At 64.2% G+C, this 16830-nt stretch carries 19 protein-coding genes; 4 read left to right on the top strand and 15 right to left on the bottom strand.

Annotated elements, in window-relative coordinates; translation table 11 throughout:
• Positions 1–77 precede the first annotated feature (77 nt).
• From LOY42_RS21890 to LOY42_RS21905, 4 genes are all read right to left on the bottom strand, one after another.
• On the bottom strand, positions 78–842 hold the full coding sequence (locus LOY42_RS21890; protein ID WP_023629378.1) for an amino acid ABC transporter ATP-binding protein: 765 nt from the start codon (positions 840–842) through the stop codon (positions 78–80).
• Between the two features lie 10 nt (positions 843–852).
• Positions 853–1950: an amino acid ABC transporter permease gene (locus LOY42_RS21895; RefSeq protein WP_139668767.1), complete on the bottom strand. Its 1098-nt coding sequence runs from the start codon at positions 1948–1950 to the stop codon at positions 853–855.
• Between the two features lie 10 nt (positions 1951–1960).
• Positions 1961–3139, bottom strand: a complete 1179-nt coding sequence (locus tag LOY42_RS21900; RefSeq protein WP_139668765.1) for an amino acid ABC transporter permease — start codon at positions 3137–3139, stop codon at positions 1961–1963.
• 67 nt (positions 3140–3206) lie between these two features.
• Positions 3207–4235, bottom strand: coding sequence for an amino acid ABC transporter substrate-binding protein (locus LOY42_RS21905; protein WP_139668763.1), 1029 nt, complete (start codon positions 4233–4235; stop codon positions 3207–3209).
• 336 nt (positions 4236–4571) lie between these two features.
• Between LOY42_RS21905 and LOY42_RS21910 the strand changes: the two genes are divergently transcribed.
• Both LOY42_RS21910 and rhlB read left to right on the top strand, forming a co-directional pair.
• Positions 4572–5228 (top strand): alpha/beta hydrolase, encoded by a 657-nt coding sequence (locus LOY42_RS21910; protein WP_139668760.1) that lies wholly within the window; start codon positions 4572–4574, stop codon positions 5226–5228.
• A gap of 92 nt (positions 5229–5320) precedes the next feature.
• Positions 5321–6787 (top strand): ATP-dependent RNA helicase RhlB, encoded by a 1467-nt coding sequence (gene rhlB / locus LOY42_RS21915; protein ID WP_139668759.1) that lies wholly within the window; start codon positions 5321–5323, stop codon positions 6785–6787.
• A 124-nt stretch (positions 6788–6911) separates the two neighbouring features.
• Here the strand turns inward: rhlB and moaE are convergent, their stop codons facing one another.
• From moaE to LOY42_RS21955, 8 genes are all read right to left on the bottom strand, one after another.
• A complete protein-coding gene (moaE, locus tag LOY42_RS21920) occupies positions 6912–7358 on the bottom strand; it encodes a molybdopterin synthase catalytic subunit MoaE (protein WP_139668757.1) in 447 nt (148 codons plus the stop codon).
• A gap of 2 nt (positions 7359–7360) precedes the next feature.
• The gene (gene moaD, locus LOY42_RS21925; RefSeq protein WP_023629385.1) at positions 7361–7606 is read right to left on the bottom strand and encodes a molybdopterin converting factor subunit 1; all 246 of its coding nucleotides are present in this window, start codon (positions 7604–7606) and stop codon (positions 7361–7363) included.
• Entirely contained in the window at positions 7606–8076 is a 471-nt protein-coding gene (moaC, locus tag LOY42_RS21930) for a cyclic pyranopterin monophosphate synthase MoaC (protein ID WP_046857035.1), read from the bottom strand. Before moaC ends, moaD begins: the two co-directional genes overlap by 1 nt.
• A 123-nt stretch (positions 8077–8199) precedes the next feature.
• Positions 8200–9594 carry a PhoH family protein gene (locus LOY42_RS21935; RefSeq protein WP_102685458.1) on the bottom strand — a complete coding sequence of 465 codons (1395 nt, stop codon included), beginning with the start codon at positions 9592–9594 and terminating at the stop codon, positions 8200–8202.
• A gap of 292 nt (positions 9595–9886) precedes the next feature.
• Positions 9887–10654 carry a phosphonate ABC transporter, permease protein PhnE gene (gene phnE / locus LOY42_RS21940; RefSeq protein WP_139668753.1) on the bottom strand — a complete coding sequence of 256 codons (768 nt, stop codon included), beginning with the start codon at positions 10652–10654 and terminating at the stop codon, positions 9887–9889.
• Positions 10651–11478: an ABC transporter permease gene (locus LOY42_RS21945; protein ID WP_139668752.1), complete on the bottom strand. Its 828-nt coding sequence runs from the start codon at positions 11476–11478 to the stop codon at positions 10651–10653. The genes phnE and LOY42_RS21945 overlap by 4 nt, the downstream gene beginning before the upstream one ends.
• Entirely contained in the window at positions 11472–12266 is a 795-nt protein-coding gene (locus LOY42_RS21950) for a phosphonate ABC transporter ATP-binding protein (protein ID WP_139668750.1), read from the bottom strand. Before LOY42_RS21950 ends, LOY42_RS21945 begins: the two co-directional genes overlap by 7 nt.
• Positions 12263–13117 carry a putative selenate ABC transporter substrate-binding protein gene (locus LOY42_RS21955; RefSeq protein WP_139668748.1) on the bottom strand — a complete coding sequence of 285 codons (855 nt, stop codon included), beginning with the start codon at positions 13115–13117 and terminating at the stop codon, positions 12263–12265. Before LOY42_RS21955 ends, LOY42_RS21950 begins: the two co-directional genes overlap by 4 nt.
• A gap of 120 nt (positions 13118–13237) precedes the next feature.
• Between LOY42_RS21955 and selD the strand changes: the two genes are divergently transcribed.
• Both selD and mnmH read left to right on the top strand, forming a co-directional pair.
• Positions 13238–14272: a selenide, water dikinase SelD gene (gene selD, locus LOY42_RS21960; RefSeq protein WP_139668746.1), complete on the top strand. Its 1035-nt coding sequence runs from the start codon at positions 13238–13240 to the stop codon at positions 14270–14272.
• Entirely contained in the window at positions 14272–15384 is a 1113-nt protein-coding gene (gene mnmH / locus LOY42_RS21965) for a tRNA 2-selenouridine(34) synthase MnmH (protein WP_102682471.1), read from the top strand. Before selD ends, mnmH begins: the two co-directional genes overlap by 1 nt.
• 73 nt (positions 15385–15457) lie before the next feature.
• Here mnmH and LOY42_RS21970 read toward each other — a convergent pair whose 3' ends face one another.
• The 3 genes from LOY42_RS21970 to LOY42_RS21980 all read right to left on the bottom strand — a co-directional run bounded on the left by LOY42_RS21970 (position 15458) and on the right by LOY42_RS21980 (position 16822).
• Entirely contained in the window at positions 15458–15874 is a 417-nt protein-coding gene (locus tag LOY42_RS21970; protein ID WP_139668743.1) for a hypothetical protein, read from the bottom strand.
• A gap of 3 nt (positions 15875–15877) precedes the next feature.
• Complete coding sequence (locus tag LOY42_RS21975) at positions 15878–16318, bottom strand: Panacea domain-containing protein (protein ID WP_110700527.1); 441 nt, start codon at positions 16316–16318, stop codon at positions 15878–15880.
• Positions 16319–16435: 117 nt separating this feature from the next.
• Positions 16436–16822 (bottom strand): lysozyme inhibitor LprI family protein, encoded by a 387-nt coding sequence (locus LOY42_RS21980; RefSeq protein WP_046857044.1) that lies wholly within the window; start codon positions 16820–16822, stop codon positions 16436–16438.
• Between the last annotated feature and the right edge of the window lie 8 nt (positions 16823–16830).

A 16830-nucleotide genomic window follows, 5' to 3' on the forward strand; every position in this document is an offset into this window, starting at 1 on the left:
CGCTTGAATTGAGGGCCGCGCGGTCGGAGTGGGAGCCGGCTTGCCGGCGAAAGGGCCGCGAAGCGGCCCCGGGTACATCAATGCAGGATCTGGCTGAGGAACAGCCTGGTTCGATCACTGCGCGGCCGGTCGAAGAAGTCGTCCGGCGCCGCCTGCTCGACGATCTCCCCCTTGTCCATGAAGATCACCCGGTTCGCCACGGTGCGGGCAAAGCCCATCTCGTGGGTCACGCAGAGCATGGTCATGCCATCCTCGGCCAGGCTGACCATGGTGTCGAGCACCTCCTTGACCATCTCCGGGTCCAGCGCCGAAGTCGGTTCGTCGAACAGCATGATCTTCGGCTTCATGCACAGCGCCCGGGCAATCGCCACCCGCTGCTGCTGACCGCCGGACAACTGCCCGGGGTACTTGTGCGCCTGCTCCGGAATGCGCACGCGCTCGAGGAAGTGCATGGCGATTTCCTCTGCCTTGCGCCGCGGCAGCTTGCGCACCCACATAGGCGCCAGGGTGCAGTTCTCGAGGATGGTCAGGTGCGGGAACAGGTTGAAGTGCTGGAACACCATGCCCACCTCGCGGCGGATCGCCTCGATCTGCTTGAGGTCGTTGGTCAGCTCGACGCCATCGACGACAATACGCCCCTGCTGGTGCTCTTCCAGCCGGTTAAGGCAGCGGATGGTGGTCGACTTGCCCGAGCCCGACGGCCCGCACAGCACGATACGCTCGCCCTGGCGCACGTTCAGGTTGATGTCCTTGAGCACATGGAACTGGCCGTACCACTTGTTCACGCCCTGCATCTGGATGATGCCTTCGGGGCCGGCAGGCTGCTTGATCGCTTCACTCATTTCGAAACTCCTAACGCTTGTGGCCAGTGTCCAGCTTGCGCTCCAGATGCATGGAGTAGCGGGACATACCGAAACAGAAAATCCAGAACACCAGGGCGGCGAACACATAGCCCTCGGTCGCCATGCCCAGCCAGGCCGGGTCGGCCGCGGCCTGCTTGACGCTGTTGAGCAGGTCGAACAGGCCGATGATGATCACCAGGCTGGTGTCCTTGAACAGGGCAATGAAGGTGTTGACGATGCCAGGGATCACCAGCTTGAGCGCCTGGGGCAGGATCACCAGGCCCATCGCCCGCCAGTAGCCCAGGCCCATGGCCGCGGCGGCTTCGTACTGGCCCTTGGGGATGGCCTGCAGGCCGCCGCGCACCACCTCGGCGATGTACGCCGACTGGAACAGGATCACGCCGATCATCGCCCGCAGCAGCTTGTCGAAGCTCATGCCTTCGGGCAGGAACAGCGGCAGCATCACCGAGGACATGAACAGTACGGTGATCAGTGGCACGCCGCGCCAGAACTCGATGAAGGTCACGCAGACCACCTTCACCGCCGGCATGTTCGAGCGCCGCCCCAGCGCCAGCAGGATGCCCAGTGGCAACGCGCCGACAATGCCGACCGTGGCGATCACCAGGGTCAACATCAGGCCGCCCCATTGGCTGGTGGGCACGGTGTCCAGCCCTAGCGCGCCACCGTGCAGCAGGAGGTAGGCCAGGATCGGGTACACCACCAGGAAGCCCAGGCCATACACAGCCTTGCGCGGGAAGCGCTTGATGAACAACGGGGCCGCGCCGAGCACGGCGAGCCACACGGTCAGGTCGACGCGCCAGCGCAGTTCCGTCGGGTAATAGCCGTACATGAACTGGCCGAAGCGCTGCTGGATGAACACCCAGCAGGCGCCCTCCTTGGTGCAGTCGGCGCGGGTGGTGCCAACCCAGTTGGCGTCGATGAACGCCCACTGCACCAGCGGCGGCACGATCAGCCACACCAGGTACAGCGCGAACAGCGTCAGCAATGTGTTGAGCCAGCTGGAGAACAGGTTGGCCCGCATCCAGGCGAGCACGCCAACGGTCTTCACCGGTGGCGGCATGTCGGGTTTGAAAACATGGGCTGTCACGGAAGGACCCTCACCGTTCGATCAGCGCAATGCGCTTGTTGTACCAGTTCATCAACAGCGAAATGCTGATGCTGATGGCGAGATAGACGCTCATGGTGATGGCGATCACCTCGATGGCCTGGCCGGTCTGGTTGAGCACGGTACCGGCGAACAGCGAGACCATCTCCGGATAGCCGATGCCGGCAGCCAGCGACGAGTTCTTCGCCAGGTTCAGGTACTGGCTGGTCAGCGGCGGGATGATCACCCGCAATGCCTGGGGGATGATCACCTTGCGCAGCGTCGGGCCTTCGCGCAGGCCCAGCGAACGGGCCGCCTCGGTCTGACCGTGGCTGACCGAACGGATACCCGAGCGCACGATCTCGGCGATGAACGCTGCGGTGTAGATGGTCAGCGCCAGGGTCAGCGCCAGCAGCTCGGGGATCAGCACCCAACCGCCGACGAAGTTGAAGCCCTTGAGCTGCGGCACTTCCCAGTGCACCGGGCTGCCGAACAGCAACGCGCACACACCGGGGATGCCGATCAGCAGCAGCAGGCCCACCCAGAACTTGTGGAACGGCTGGCCGGTTTCATCGAAACGCTTGTTGGCCAGGCGCACCATCAACACGATGGCGACGATCGCCAGCACCAGCGCGATCATGAACGGCCAGAAGCCCTCGGCCATGGCGGCGCCAGGCATGTTCAGGCCACGGTTGCTGATGAAGAAGGTGCCGTCGATATTGATGCTGCCCCGCGGCCCCGGCAGGGTCAGGAACACGGCGAAGTACCAGAACAGGATCTGCAACAGCGGTGGGATGTTGCGGAAGGTCTCCACGTACACCGTCGCCAGCTTGCTGATCATCCAGTTCGGCGACAGCCGCGCCACGCCGATGATGAAGCCCAGCAAGGTAGCCAGGATGATGCCGATGAAGGTCACCAGCAGGGTGTTGAGCAGGCCGATGACGAACACCCGGGCGTAGCTGTCCGATTCCACGTAGGGGATCAGGTGCTGGGCGATGCCGAAGCCGGCACTGCGCTCGAGGAAGTCGAAGCCCGAGGTGATGCCCCGGTGCTGCAGGTTGGTCTGGGTGTTGTGGAACAGGTACCAGCCCAGGCCCACCACGAAGACCACGGTGAGGATCTGGAACAGCCACGCGCGCACACGTGGATCACTAAGGGAAAACCCTTTCCGTGCGCCGATTTGATTTTGCATGAAGTGCCCCGAAAAGAAGGGATTCGAACGACCCGCGGCGGCAGGATGCCGCCGCGGGGTGCAGCCATCAGCGCACAGGTGGCGCGTACTGGATGCCGCCGTTGTTCCACAGGGCATTCATGCCACGGTCGATCTTCAGGTCGGTGCTCTGGCCCAGGTTCTTCTCGAACACTTCGCCATAGTTGCCGACTTGCTTGACGATCTGCACTACCCAGTCCTTGGGCAGCTTGAGGTCCTTGCCGTACTCGCCATCGGCGCCCAGCAGGCGGGCGACGTCAGGGTTCTTGGTGGACTTGGCCTCGGCCTCGACGTTCTTCGAAGTGACCCCTGCTTCTTCCGCGTTGAGCATGGCGAACAGGGTCCACTTGACGATGCTGAACCATTCCTCGTCGCCCTTGCGCACGACCGGGCCCAGGGGCTCCTTGGAGATGGTTTCCGGCAGCACCACGTACTCGGTCGGCGCGGCCAGCTTGGAGCGCTGGGCGAACAGCTGCGACTTGTCCGAGGTCAGCACGTCGCAACGGCCGGACTCCAGCGACTTGGCGCTCTCGTCGGAGGTGTCGAAGGTGATCGGGGTGTACTTGAGGTTGTTGGCGCGGAAATAGTCGGAGACGTTCAGTTCGGTGGTGGTACCGGCCTGGATGCAGATGGTGGCGCCGTCGAGCTCCTTGGCGCTGGAGACACCGAGCTTCTTGTTGGCGAGGAAACCGACGCCGTCATAATAGGTGACGCCGGCGAACACCAGGCCCATGCCGGCATCACGCGAGCTGGTCCAGGTGGTGTTGCGCGACAGCACGTCGACTTCGCCGGACTGCAGCGCGGTGAAGCGCTCCTTGGCGTTGAGCTGGCTGAACTTGACCTTGGTCGCATCGCCGAACACGGCGGCAGCCACGGCGCGGCACACATCGGCGTCGATGCCGACGATCTTGCCCTGTGCGTCAGGCACGGAGAAGCCGGGAAGACCATCGCTCACGCCACACTGGACGAAGCCCTTCTTCTTCACCGCGTCGAGGGTGGCGCCGGCCTGGGCTAAGCTGGTGGCGCCCAGCGCGGCGGCGGCGGTCAGGACTGCCAGGGTGGTTTTCAACATCTTCATCAACAACCTCCAAATCGCTCTTGTTGTATGAGCCGGAATTGCACCGCACCCTTATGAGGCGCATCCGACCCCTTGTTGGCTTGTTTTTGGGTCAATTGGCGCAATGGGCTGTTCTATGACAGCCTTCGATCCACACGAGGGGTGTTACCGGGCCCGGCCCACCTCTTCGCATATCCAGGACGTAGCAAAGGGCGTACCACAGTCCACGGCTTAAGCGATAAAGCGGTAGTCAAGTAGGAAAAGTTGTAGAGTTGCGACAATCTTTTTCTGGCATTAACCGCCAATGCCTTCTTTTTAGGCACTACATCAGTACGCCAGCACTCTTTCGGAGCAGTCATGACCCAACCGCTGATTCTCGAACCGCAGAAAACCGCCGACGCCTGTGTGATCTGGTTGCACGGCCTGGGGGCCGACCGTTACGACTTCCTACCGGTAGCGGAATTCATGCAGGAACGCCTGCTCAGCACCCGCTTCATCATGCCCCAGGCGCCAACCCGCCCGGTAACCATCAACGGCGGCTACCAGATGCCCAGCTGGTACGACATCAAGGCCATGACCCCAGCGCGAGCCATCGACGAAGCGCAACTGGAAGAGTCGGCCGACCAGGTGATCGCCCTGATCAAGGCCGAACAGGCCAAGGGCATCAACTTGTCGCGCATCTTCCTCGCCGGGTTTTCCCAGGGTGGTGCGGTGGTGCTGCACACAGCCTATATAAAGTGGCAGGAATCGTTGGGCGGGGTCATCGCCCTCTCCACCTACGCGCCGACCTTCAGCGACGCGCAGCAGCTGAGTGCCTGCCAGCAGCGCACGCCGGCGTTGTGCCTGCACGGTGTGCACGACCCGGTGGTGATCCCCTCGATGGGCCGCACGGCGTTCGAGTACCTCAATACCTGGGGTGTGGCCGCCCAGTGGCATGAATACCCGATGGAGCACGAAGTGGTGGTCGAGGAACTGACGGACATCCACGACTGGCTGAGCCGCCAGTTGCAGTGATTCTGTAGCCCAGCCCGTATTGCACTACGCCGCGCCCGATTCTTGCTTTACACTGCCCGGCGTACATTCCTTAACCAGTTGACGAGACGACCGTGCTCAAGGCACTCAAGAAAATATTCGCCAAGGCAGACACCGCGCCACAGGCCGCCGAGCCCGTCGCCACGATCCCGCCCGCGCCAGCCGCGCAACCGGCTGCCGCCAAGGCCCCGACACGCCAGCACGCCAAGCCCAAGGCCGCCGCAAAGACCGCTGCCGAGCCGCAGCCCGCAGACCAACCGCGTGCCGAGCAACCGCCCAAGGACAAGCCGCGTCGCGAACGCAAGCCCAAACCCCAGGCCAGCCTGTGGAAGCCCGAGGACTTTGTGGTCGAGCCGCAGGAAGGCAAGACGCGTTTCCACGATTTCAAGCTCTCCAATGAGCTGATGCATGCCATCCACGACCTCGGCTTCCCCTATTGCACGCCGATCCAGGCCCAGGTCCTGGGTTACACCCTGCGCGGCCAGGACGCTATCGGCCGGGCCCAGACCGGCACCGGCAAGACCGCCGCGTTCCTGATCTCGATCATCTCGCAGCTGCAGCAGACCCCACCGCCCAAGGAACGCTACATGGGCGAGCCGCGGGCGCTGATCATCGCCCCGACCCGCGAGCTGGTGGTGCAGATCGCCAAGGATGCCCAGGCACTGACCAAGTACACCGGCCTGAACGTGATGAGCTTTGTCGGCGGCATGGACTTCGACAAGCAGCTCAAGTCGCTGGAAGCGCGCCATTGCGACATCCTGGTAGCCACCCCTGGCCGCCTGCTGGACTTCAACCAGCGCGGCGAGGTGCACCTGGACATGGTCGAGGTAATGGTGCTGGACGAGGCCGACCGCATGCTCGATATGGGCTTCATCCCCCAGGTCCGCCAGATCATCCGCCAGACCCCGCCCAAGAGCGAGCGCCAGACCCTGCTGTTCTCCGCCACCTTCACCGACGACGTGATGAACCTGGCCAAGCAGTGGACCACCAACCCGGCCATCGTCGAGATCGAGCCGGAGAACGTCGCAAGCGAGACCGTCGAACAGCACGTCTACGCCGTGGCCGGCAGCGACAAGTACAAGCTGCTGTACAACCTGGTTACGCAGAACAAGTGGGAACGGGTGATGGTTTTCGCCAACCGCAAGGACGAGGTGCGGCGCATCGAGGAAAAACTGGTGCGCGACGGCATCAACGCCGCCCAGCTCTCGGGCGACGTGCCGCAGCACAAGCGTATCCGCACCCTGGAAAGCTTCCGTGAAGGGCGCATCACCGTGCTGGTCGCCACCGACGTGGCCGGCCGAGGCATCCACATCGACGGCATCAGCCATGTGATCAATTTCACCCTGCCGGAAGACCCGGACGACTACGTGCACCGCATCGGCCGCACCGGTCGCGCCGGCACCAGCGGCGTGTCGATCAGCTTTGCCGGCGAGGACGATTCGTACCAGTTGCCGGCGATCGAAGAGTTGCTGGGGCGCAAGATCAAGTGCGAGATGCCGCCGGACGAGCTGTTGAAGCCCGTGCCGCGCAAGCATCATTGAATGGCAGGATCGGGGCCGCTACGCTGCCCTATCGCCGGCAAGCCGGCTCCCACAGAGATACGCGCTCCTGTGGGAGCCGGCTTGCCGGCGATCCGGGGCGCAGCCCCGGCCAGCGAATAGAGCATCACCAGCGCCCCGCCGCATCCTGGTCGCTCTGCTTGCCTTCCACCCAGCGCGGCCCTTCCTGGGTATTCTCCTTCTTCCAGAACGGCGCCCGGGTCTTCAGGTAATCCATGATGAAGTTGCAGGCATCGAACGCCGCCTGCCGATGCGCGCTGGCCACGCCGACAAAGACAATCGGCTCGCCCGGTTCCAGGGCGCCGATTCGGTGCAGTACCTCGACCTTGAGCAGCGGCCAGCGCCCTTCGGCCTCGACCACGATCTTGGCCAGGGCCTTCTCGGTCATGCCCGGATAGTGCTCGAGGAACATCCCCGCCACCTCCCGGCCATCGTTGAAGTCGCGCACATAGCCGACAAACCCGACCACAGCGCCCACGCCGACATTGGCGGCGTGCATGGCGTTGACTTCGGCGCCCGGGTCGAAGGCCGCCTCCTGAACGCGCACGGCCATGGTCAACCTCCGGTCACAGGTGGGAAGAACGCGATCTCGTCACCCTCTTCCAATGGCTCATCGAGCCGGCACAGCTCTTCGTTGCGGGCACACATCAGGTTCTGCTCGGCCAGCACCGCGTAGTGTCCACCCTTGCCCGCCAAGGCCTGGCGCACGTCGTCCAGCACCTTGAAGTCGCCTTCCAGGCGCTCGGCGTCGATGCCCAGCAACTCACGGTAACGGGCGAAATACATGACCTTGACCTTCATCACCCCTCCACCTTGTAGTGCCCGCTCTTGCCACCGGTCTTCTCCAGCAGGCGCACCTGCTCGATGACCATGCCTTTGTCCACTGCCTTGCACATGTCGTAGATCGTCAGCGCGGCAACGCTCGCGGCGGTGAGCGCCTCCATTTCGACGCCGGTCTGCCCGGCCAGCTTGCAGCGGGCGACAATGTGCACCACGTCCTCGCCCTCGGCGGCCAGCTCGACCTTGACGCCGGTGAGCATCAGCGGATGGCACAGCGGGATCAGGTCGCTGGTCTTCTTAGCCGCCTGGATGCCGGCGATGCGCGCCACGGCGAACACGTCGCCCTTGGGGTGTTGGCCATCGACGATCATGCGCAGGGTGTCCGGCAACATGCGCACCCGTGCCTCGGCAATCGCCTCGCGGGCGGTCACGGCCTTTTCAGTGACGTCGACCATGTTGGCGCGCCCCTGGGAATCAAGATGAGTCAGCACTGCTCTGCTCCTGGGAAGGGATGACAGAGTGTAAACCCGCCGGTCAGCTTTGAGCAGAGGGCAGAACAGCGCATCGCAGGACAAGCCCGCCCCAAAAGTGGGGACGGGCTTGCTGGCGACAGGTTACAGGTGCGACTCGGCGTACTCGGCCAGTACCGAGCGTGGCACGCCCTGCAGGGTGATATGAACGCCGTGGGGGAAGTCCTTGAAGCGCTCGGTGAGGTAGGTCAGCCCGGAACTGGTGGCCGACAGGTAAGGGGTGTCGATCTGCGCCAGGTTGCCCAGGCAGACCACCTTCGAGCCGGTCCCGGCACGGGTGATGATGGTCTTGATCTGGTGTGGCGTGAGGTTCTGGCACTCGTCGATGAGGATCAGGCTCTGCTGGAAGCTGCGCCCACGGATGTAGTTCAGCGACTTGAACTGCAGCGGCACCCGCTCGAGGATGTACTCGACACTGCCGTGGGTGCTCTCGTCATCCATGTGCAAGGCTTCGAGGTTGTCGGTGATCGCGCCCAGCCAGGGCTCCATCTTTTCTGCCTCGGTACCCGGCAGGAAGCCGATCTCCTGGTCCAGCCCCTGCACGCTGCGGGTGGCGATGATACGCCGGTAGCGCTTGCTGACCATCGTCTGCTCGATGGCCGCGGCCAGCGCCAGGATGGTCTTGCCCGAGCCCGCCGCGCCGGTCAGGTTGACCAGGTGGATATCCGGGTCGAGCAAGGCGAACAGCGCCAGGCTCTGGTGGATGTCCCGTGGCTTGAGGCCCCAGGCTTCCTGGTGCAGCAGCGGTTCCTGATGCAGGTCGAGCAGCAGCAGCTCGTCGTTGCGGATGCCCTTGATCCAGCCGACGAAGCCCTGTTCGTCGATGATGAACTCGTTGACGTGCACGGCGGGCAAGTTGTCCGTCAACTGCACCCGATGCCAGGTACGGCCACGCTCCTGACGCGTGTCGACCTTGCTCACGCGGTCCCAGAACGACCCTGTGACCGAGTGGTAGCCCTTGGACAGCAAGGACACATCGTCGACCAACTGGTCGGTGCTGTAGTCCTCGGCGGCGATCCCGCAGGCACGCGCCTTCAGGCGCATATTGATGTCCTTGGTCACCAGCACCACGTCGAGGTCCTTGCGCTTGGCGCGCAGGTCCAGCAGCTGGTTGATGATGATGTTGTCGGCGAGGTTCTCGGGGAGCAGGCGGTTGGGCTCGTTGCGCGTGCTCATGAGGATGGACAGGAAGCCCTTGGGCCCGCTCTTGCCGCGCTGGATCGGCACGCCCTGCTCGACATCGCTAGGCGAGGCGTCGCCGAGGGTCTGGTCGATCAGGCGGATGGCCTGGCGACATTCGGCGGCGATGGTCTGTTTACCGGTCTTGAGCTTGTCGAGTTCCTCCAGCACCGTCATCGGTATGGCGACGTGGTGCTCCTCGAAGTTGAGCAGGGCGTTGGGGTCGTGAATCAGGACGTTGGTATCGAGCACATACAGGATTGGCTGGTTGGAGGAAGGGGTGCGTCCTTGGTCATCCATACTCGTTCACCTTATGTGAAAGCCACACGGCGCGAACGGCTGCGCCGCAGAGTGACTGCCGTTCTCCCCGTATCCGCGTCGTTACGGGCGGGAAGCTCACCTGGCAAGGAAGGCGTGGATGACGCCACCTGTGCTGCAGGGTTCGGCTGTCTGGTTCCTTGATACCGCAAAAACCATGACCGGAAAAAGTCTTTTTACGCTCAGGTGAAGTTTATTTTTCGGATTGACGAACAGGGCTTGGCGTGGGCCCGGAGCAGGACTACAGTCAGGGATCAGGTGCCGCGAAATACACTCAGGCGCGCACGAAACGTTGGCGCAACACATCGCTCAGGGCGTCCACCAGCAACACCAGCACCAGCATGGCGATGATCACCGTGCTGGCCTGGGCCTCCTGGAACAGGCTCAGGGTCGCGTAGAGCATCTGCCCCAGCCCGCCCGCCCCCACGAAGCCCAGCACGCTGGCCATGCGGATGTTGTTCTCCCAGCGATAGAGGCTGTACGCCAGCAGTTGCGGCCACAGATTGGGCAACGTGCCGAAACAGAACGCCACCACTTGGCTGCCACCTTGCAAGCGGATCGCCGCCGCAGGCTCTGGCGGTGCATTTTCCAGCGCCTCGGCGAACAGCCGCCCCAGCACCCCGGCAGTGTGCAGGGCCAGCGCCAGCGTACCGGCATTCGGCCCCAGGCCTGCGGCCAGCACGGTCAGCGCGGCCCAGACCAGTTCCGGAATCGCCCGCAGCGCGTTGAGCAGCAGGCGCGACGCGCCCTGCAACGACCAGCCAAAACGCCCGGCGGCCGGCAACGCCAGCACCATGCCCAACAGCATCGCCAGCAGGGTACCCAACCCGGACATCGCCAGGGTTTCCAGCGCGCCATGACCCACGGCGCGCAGATGCTCGAGCGACAGGTCCGGTTGCAGGAAGCGCCCAGCGTACTCGGCCATCTGCCCGAGCCCTCCATCGCCGATCACGGCATGCAGGTCCAGCTCCAGGTAGGCGAATGAAGCCAACACCGCTACCACGATACCCAGCAGCACCAACAAGTTTATCGCCCGGCTCATGCAAGCCTCCCGCGCAGCAAGCGGCTGAGCAGGTCGGCCAACATCACCAGCGCCAGGAACGCCAGCAACATGCTCGCCACCTGGTCACCGGCAAACATGCGCATCGACAGGTCGATCTGCTGCCCCAGCCCTCCGGCCCCGACGAAACCCATCACCACCGAAGCGCGTACCGCGCACTCCCAACGGTAAACGGTATACGACACGACTTCCGCCGCCGCGTTGGGCAGGATGCCGTAGCAGAAAGCGGACAGACGACCGCTGCCGGCCTGCAGCAAGGCATGCGCCGGGCGCTGGTCCACCGACTCGAAGATTTCCGCGTAGACCTTGCCGAGCATGCCGCTGTAGGTGATGGCGATGGCCAGCACCCCGGCGGTCGGCCCCAGGCCCACGGCGCGGACGAACAGCAGCGCCCAGACGATCTCCGGTACGCTGCGCAGGAACACCAGCAGGCCACGCACCGGCAGGCGCATACCCCGTGACCAGGAGCCTGGGCGACCGCCTTGGGATGCCGCACGCAGCGACAGGGCGCGGCTGGCCAGCAGGCTGGCCGGCACCGCCAACAACAGGGCCAGGGCCATGCCGACGGTTGCCACGGCCAAGGTCTGCAAGGTAGCAACCCAAAGCAGGCCGAGAAACGCCGCATCGTGGGCCGGCGGCCAGAAAGCACCGACGAAACTGGCCATCTGCTGACGGTTCTCCGCCTGCAGCAGCACGCCGGGGTTCAGCTCGCTCACGTAAAGCCCCGGCCACAGCAGCGCCAGGCACAACAGCGTCAGCAACAAACGGGGCAGCGCTGCGGGGTCGCGGGCGGCGGCGTTCAACATCGCGGAATCTGCACGGTCAGGGTCGCTCCCACGCTGACCGGCGAGGCCAGCTGTTCATTGGCGTAGAGCGCCTCAAGCAGGCTTTCGCTCACCGCCTCAGCCGGGCAGTCGAAGGCCACCTGCCCTTCGCGGATACCAATGACCCGCGGGAAATGCGCCAGCGCCAGCTCCACCGCATGCAGGCTGGCGACCAGGGTCACGCCATGCGCCTGGGCATGCCGATTGAGCAGCGCCAGGCTGTGATCGGCCAGGACCGGGTCCATAGCCGAAACGGGCTCATCGGCCAACAGCACCTCCGGGCGCTGGTAGAGCACTCGGGCGATGCCGACCCGCTGCAGCTGCCCCCCGGACAACTGCCCGCACTGGACGAACAGCTTGTCCGCCAGCCCCAGGTCAGCCAGAACCTGACGGGCTCCCGGCACATCGCCCGGATGCACCAGGTTGAGCAGGCCACGCAAGGTGCTCCACTGCCCCAGCCGACCGGCCAGCACTGCCGTCACCACTCGCTGGCGCGGCGGCAACGGCGGCGCCTGGTGCACCAGGCCGATGCGCGCGCGCAGGCGCTGGCGCGCGTGCGCCGACAACGCCCACGGCTGCGCGTCGAGCACATCGAGCAGCCCGGCGCTGGGCCGGGTGGCCGTGGCCATCAGGTGCAGCAGGCTGGACTTGCCGGCCCCGGAGGGCCCGATGATCGCAACCCGCTCCCCCTTGTCGATACACAGGTCGACGGCATTCAGGGCCTGTACCTTGCCGTGGCGCAGGCTGGCCTCGTGCAGACGAATGCTCACTTCAGCAGGCCGGCCTCGCGCGCGGCCTGCTCGGTACCCTGGTAGTTCTCAGGCTTGGTTTCGATGAAGCGGCTGGCGGCCTGCAGGTCTAGGATCACCTTGTCCGCAGGCTTGGCCGGATCCAGGGCGAGGAAGGCCTGCTTGATCTTCTCTTTCAGCGCCGGGTCCATTTTGCCGCGCACGGTCCAGTTGTAGTCGTAATACGTCGGTGTGGTGGCGAATACCTTGACCTTGTCGGTATCGACCTTGCCGGCATCGACCAGTTTCTGCCATACGCTGGCGTTGAGTACGCCTGCATCGACCTTACCCGCCGCCACCCAGGCCACGGTGGCGTCGTGGGCACCGGAATAGGCGACGCGGCTGAAGTAGCTCTCAGGCTTGATGTTGTCTTCCTTGAGCATGAAGTAGCGCGGCATCAGGCTGCCGGAGGTGGACGAAATCGAGCCGAAGGCGAAAGTCTTGCCCTTCAGGTCGGCCAGGCTCTTCACGTCAGGGTTGGCGGTGATGAACTTGGAGGTGAACTGGGCATCCTGCTCCCGCTGCACCAATGGCGTGGCGGTCGGGTCCTTCAGGTGCACCTGAACGAAGGTGAAGCCCCCCAGCCAGGCCAGGTCCAGGCGATCGCTGGCCAGCGACTCGACCACCGCTGGGTAGTCGGCGACCGGCACGAACTGCACCTTCATGCCCAACTGCTGCTCGAGGTATTCACCCAGCGGCTTGAACTTGCGCAGCAGTTCGGTCGGTGCTTCATCGGGGATGGCGCTGACGCGCAGGACGTCGGCGGCCTGGGCGACCACGGCGCAGCAGGACAACGCGAGACCGGCAAACAGTGCCAGGGGGCGTTTGAGCATGGGGGGTTCTCCGGTTCTATAGCGGGGCTTGGGTCAGTGTCGCATCGCGGGAAGTATAAGAGTCGCAGGCACAAAGGCCAGCTTTGCTACAATCGCGCATCACGAAAAGTCGAGGTGCACATGAGCGAGCCGATTCGTCTGACACAGTACAGCCACGGCGCTGGTTGCGGCTGCAAGATTTCTCCCAAGGTCCTGGATGTGATCCTCGCCGAGAGCGGTACGCAGGCCCTCGACCCGAACCTCTGGGTCGGCAACGCCTCGCGCGACGACGCTGCCGTATACGCCCTGGATGACGAGCGCGGCGTGGTCTCGACCACCGACTTCTTCATGCCCATCGTCGACGACCCGTACGACTTCGGTCGCATCGCCGCCACCAACGCCATCAGCGACATCTACGCCATGGGCGGCGACCCGCTGATGGCCATCGCCATCCTCGGCTGGCCGATCAACCTATTGCCGCCGGAGGTCGCCCGCGAAGTGATCCGCGGTGGTCGAGCGGTCTGCGCAGAGGCAGGCATCCCCCTGGCCGGTGGCCACTCCATCGACGCCCCGGAACCGATCTTCGGCCTGGCCGTGACCGGCGTGGTGAGCAAGCGCCACCTCAAGCGCAATGACACCGCCAGTGTCGGCTGCCGCCTGTACCTGACCAAGCCGCTGGGCATCGGCATCCTCACCACCGCCGAGAAGAAGGCCAAGCTGCGCGAACAGGACCAGGGCCTGGCCCGCGACTGGATGTGCACCCTCAACACACCGGGAAGCCGCTTCGGCAAGCTCGACGGCGTGCAGGCGATGACCGACGTCACCGGCTTCGGCCTGCTCGGCCACCTGGTCGAAGTCGCCGAAGGCAGCGGCCTCACCGCGCGCCTGCAATTCGCTGCGGTGCCGCGCCTGCCCAGCGTCGAACATTACCTGGCCGAGGGCTGCATCCCAGGCGGCACCTTGCGCAACTTCGACAGCTACGGCCACAAGATCGGCGCGCTGAGCGACGAGCAGAAGCACCTGCTGTGCGACCCGCAGACCAGCGGTGGCCTGCTGGTGGCAGTCAGCCCGCAGGGCGAGGCCGAATTCCTGGCCGTGGCACGGGAGCTCGGGCTCGAATTGGCGCCGATCGGCGAGCTGGTCGAGCGACAGAGCCACGCAGTCGAGGTGATCTGATGCGCCCCGACTGCACCGAGCTGAAACAGCTGTTCCTCGACGACGTGCCGATGATGGACATGCGCGCGCCGATCGAATTCACCAAGGGCGCTTTCCCCGGCGCCGTCAACCTGCCGCTGATGAACGACCAGGAGCGGCAGAAAGTCGGTACCTGCTACAAGCAGCAGGGTCAGGCCGCCGCCATTGCCTTGGGCCACCAGTTGGTCAACGGCGCGCTCAAAGAGCAGCGCCTGGAGGCCTGGGCGGCATTCACCCAGGCTCATCCCGACGGCTACCTCTACTGCTTCCGTGGCGGGTTGCGCTCACAGATTGTCCAGGGCTGGCTCAAGGAAGCCGGCATCCAGTATCCGAAGGTGGTGGGCGGCTACAAGGCCATGCGCACCTTGCTGCTGGAAACCACCCAGCAAGCGGTGCAGCACTGCGACTTCGTGCTGCTGGGCGGCCTGACCGGCACCGGCAAGACCGACGTGCTGCTCCAGCTGGACAACGTGCTGGACCTGGAAGGCCACGCCAACCACCGCGGCTCCAGCTTCGGCAAGCGCGCCACCGCGCAGCCGGCGCAGATCGACTTCGAGAATACGCTGGCCATCGACATCCTGAAGAAACGCGAGCGTGGCATCGACCAGTTCGTGCTCGAGGACGAAGGCCGCGTGGTCGGCAGTTGCGCGGTGCCGCTGGAGCTTTACCAGGGCATGCAACGCTATCCGCTGGTGTGGCTCGAAGACAGCTTCGCGCATCGCGTGGAACGCATCCTGCGCGATTACGTGATCAACCTGTGCGCCGAGTTCATCGCCGTGCACGGTGAAGAGGCCGGCGGCCCGCTGTTCGCCGAACGCATGCGCCAGAGCATGGCCAACATCTACAAGCGCCTGGGCGGCGAGCGCTTCCAGCGGCTGTCGGCGTTGCTCGACCAGGCGCTGGAGGAGCAGTTGCGCAGTGGTGACGTGAGCCTGCACCGAGGGTGGATCGAAGGGCTGCTCAAGGAATACTACGATCCGATGTACGCCTACCAGCGGGCGGCCAAGGCACAGCGGATCGAGTTCGCCGGAGACGGGGTGGAAGTGCGTGAGTACCTGAAGGCCCGGGCACTGCGTGAGCAACGCGGCGCCTGACTCGCAAGCCCGCTCCTACTCCCCTGTTGGAGCGGGCTTGCCCGCCCAACCACAGGGGTCACTGTACTCCGCGTCAATGCTTGTACAACTTGAACTCACGATCTATCCAGATCACATGAAAAATCCGCCCACTGCGGTACCCCACCATCACCACCAGGTCGAAAGCCCTGAACGCCAGCAGCCGAACATCTTCAGTGAGGAATGAAGGCAATACAGCCCTGATACTGCCGCGCGAAATCGTCTCCGTACCATAGCCATGGCGATCGAGCTGGCGGATCTCTCGCCACGTGCGCTGACTGATCTGACGCAAGCGCTCGAGCATCCTGGCGCGCTCTGCCTGCTGGCAGTCCTGAATGCACCAACCTGATTGCAGATACTCCAGTGAGAACACCGGGGGGCGCAGGTCCGACTCGTCAGACTCGCCAGCCATGTGGCGTGCCCTTACCTGATTTCCCTGGGCATCTCGCTCCTTGAGCCGCTTACGTACCATCGCTCAGTTCACCAGGTGATTCCTGAAATACCGTTGCATTTCGTCCCGGGGAATCTCCCGGCTGAAAGCGCCCTCCTGATAGTTGTCCCGCCAGGGGTCTTCTTCATGGGTCAGTTGACGGAGCTTCCACGCCGAATACTGCCCATAGACTTCGAAGACCTCCTTGATCAGGCGGGTCTGATCCCTGGAAAAGCAGGTCGGCTCGAACACTGCAGGCATCGGGACCGGGTTCGAGCCATGCTGGCTGAACCGACGGTAGAGGTCGGCCACGACCGGGCCATGCATCCAGGCCTCGATACGCTCTTCGAACAACGGGGCGCCCAGCAAGGCCAGGCTGAAGCCCTGCGCGTAGTAGACGAGCTTCTGCAGCTTCAAGTTCGAGATCTCACCCGTCTCGCCTTCCAGGGTGAGGAAGTAATTGGCGACATCGATGCTTTCAGGCATGTGCTCCTCCCTTGGTGAACGTGCTGTCCATGAGCTGTACAAAAATACAGCCATCAGCGTCGCGGCGATACCCTTCAGCCGACCAGTTCACCCGCCAATCTGTAAGCTGATGCTGCGCTACTGCCCCGGGCTGAGCACCCGTTCCAGCTCCGCCGCCCGGTCCTTGCTCATGTCCATCTCGCACATCGCGCCTTCGATGCGGTAGATGCTGCCGTTGCTCAACTTGCCGTGGAACGCGCAGTTGCCGTCGCGGTACTTCATCCAGGTGCGCTGTACTTCGCGCAGGTCCTTCTGCTGCTGGCTGTCGAGCTTGGCCATGAGCTGCTTGTAGACCCGGTTCAGCCGGTCATCCTGCAACCGGGTTTCGGCCTGGATGCAGGCGCCCATTGCCAGCGTGCTGGAGGCTTTGTCCATGCACTGGGTGTAAGTAGGCGAATAGTCCTCGGCCTGGGCGCCGGCAACGATCAGCAGGGCGGCGGCGCCGACCAGGCAATGCTTGAACATGGGCTTTC

The sequence above is a fragment of the Pseudomonas sp. B21-023 genome, assembly GCF_024749165.1.
Lineage (GTDB): Bacteria > Pseudomonadota > Gammaproteobacteria > Pseudomonadales > Pseudomonadaceae > Aquipseudomonas.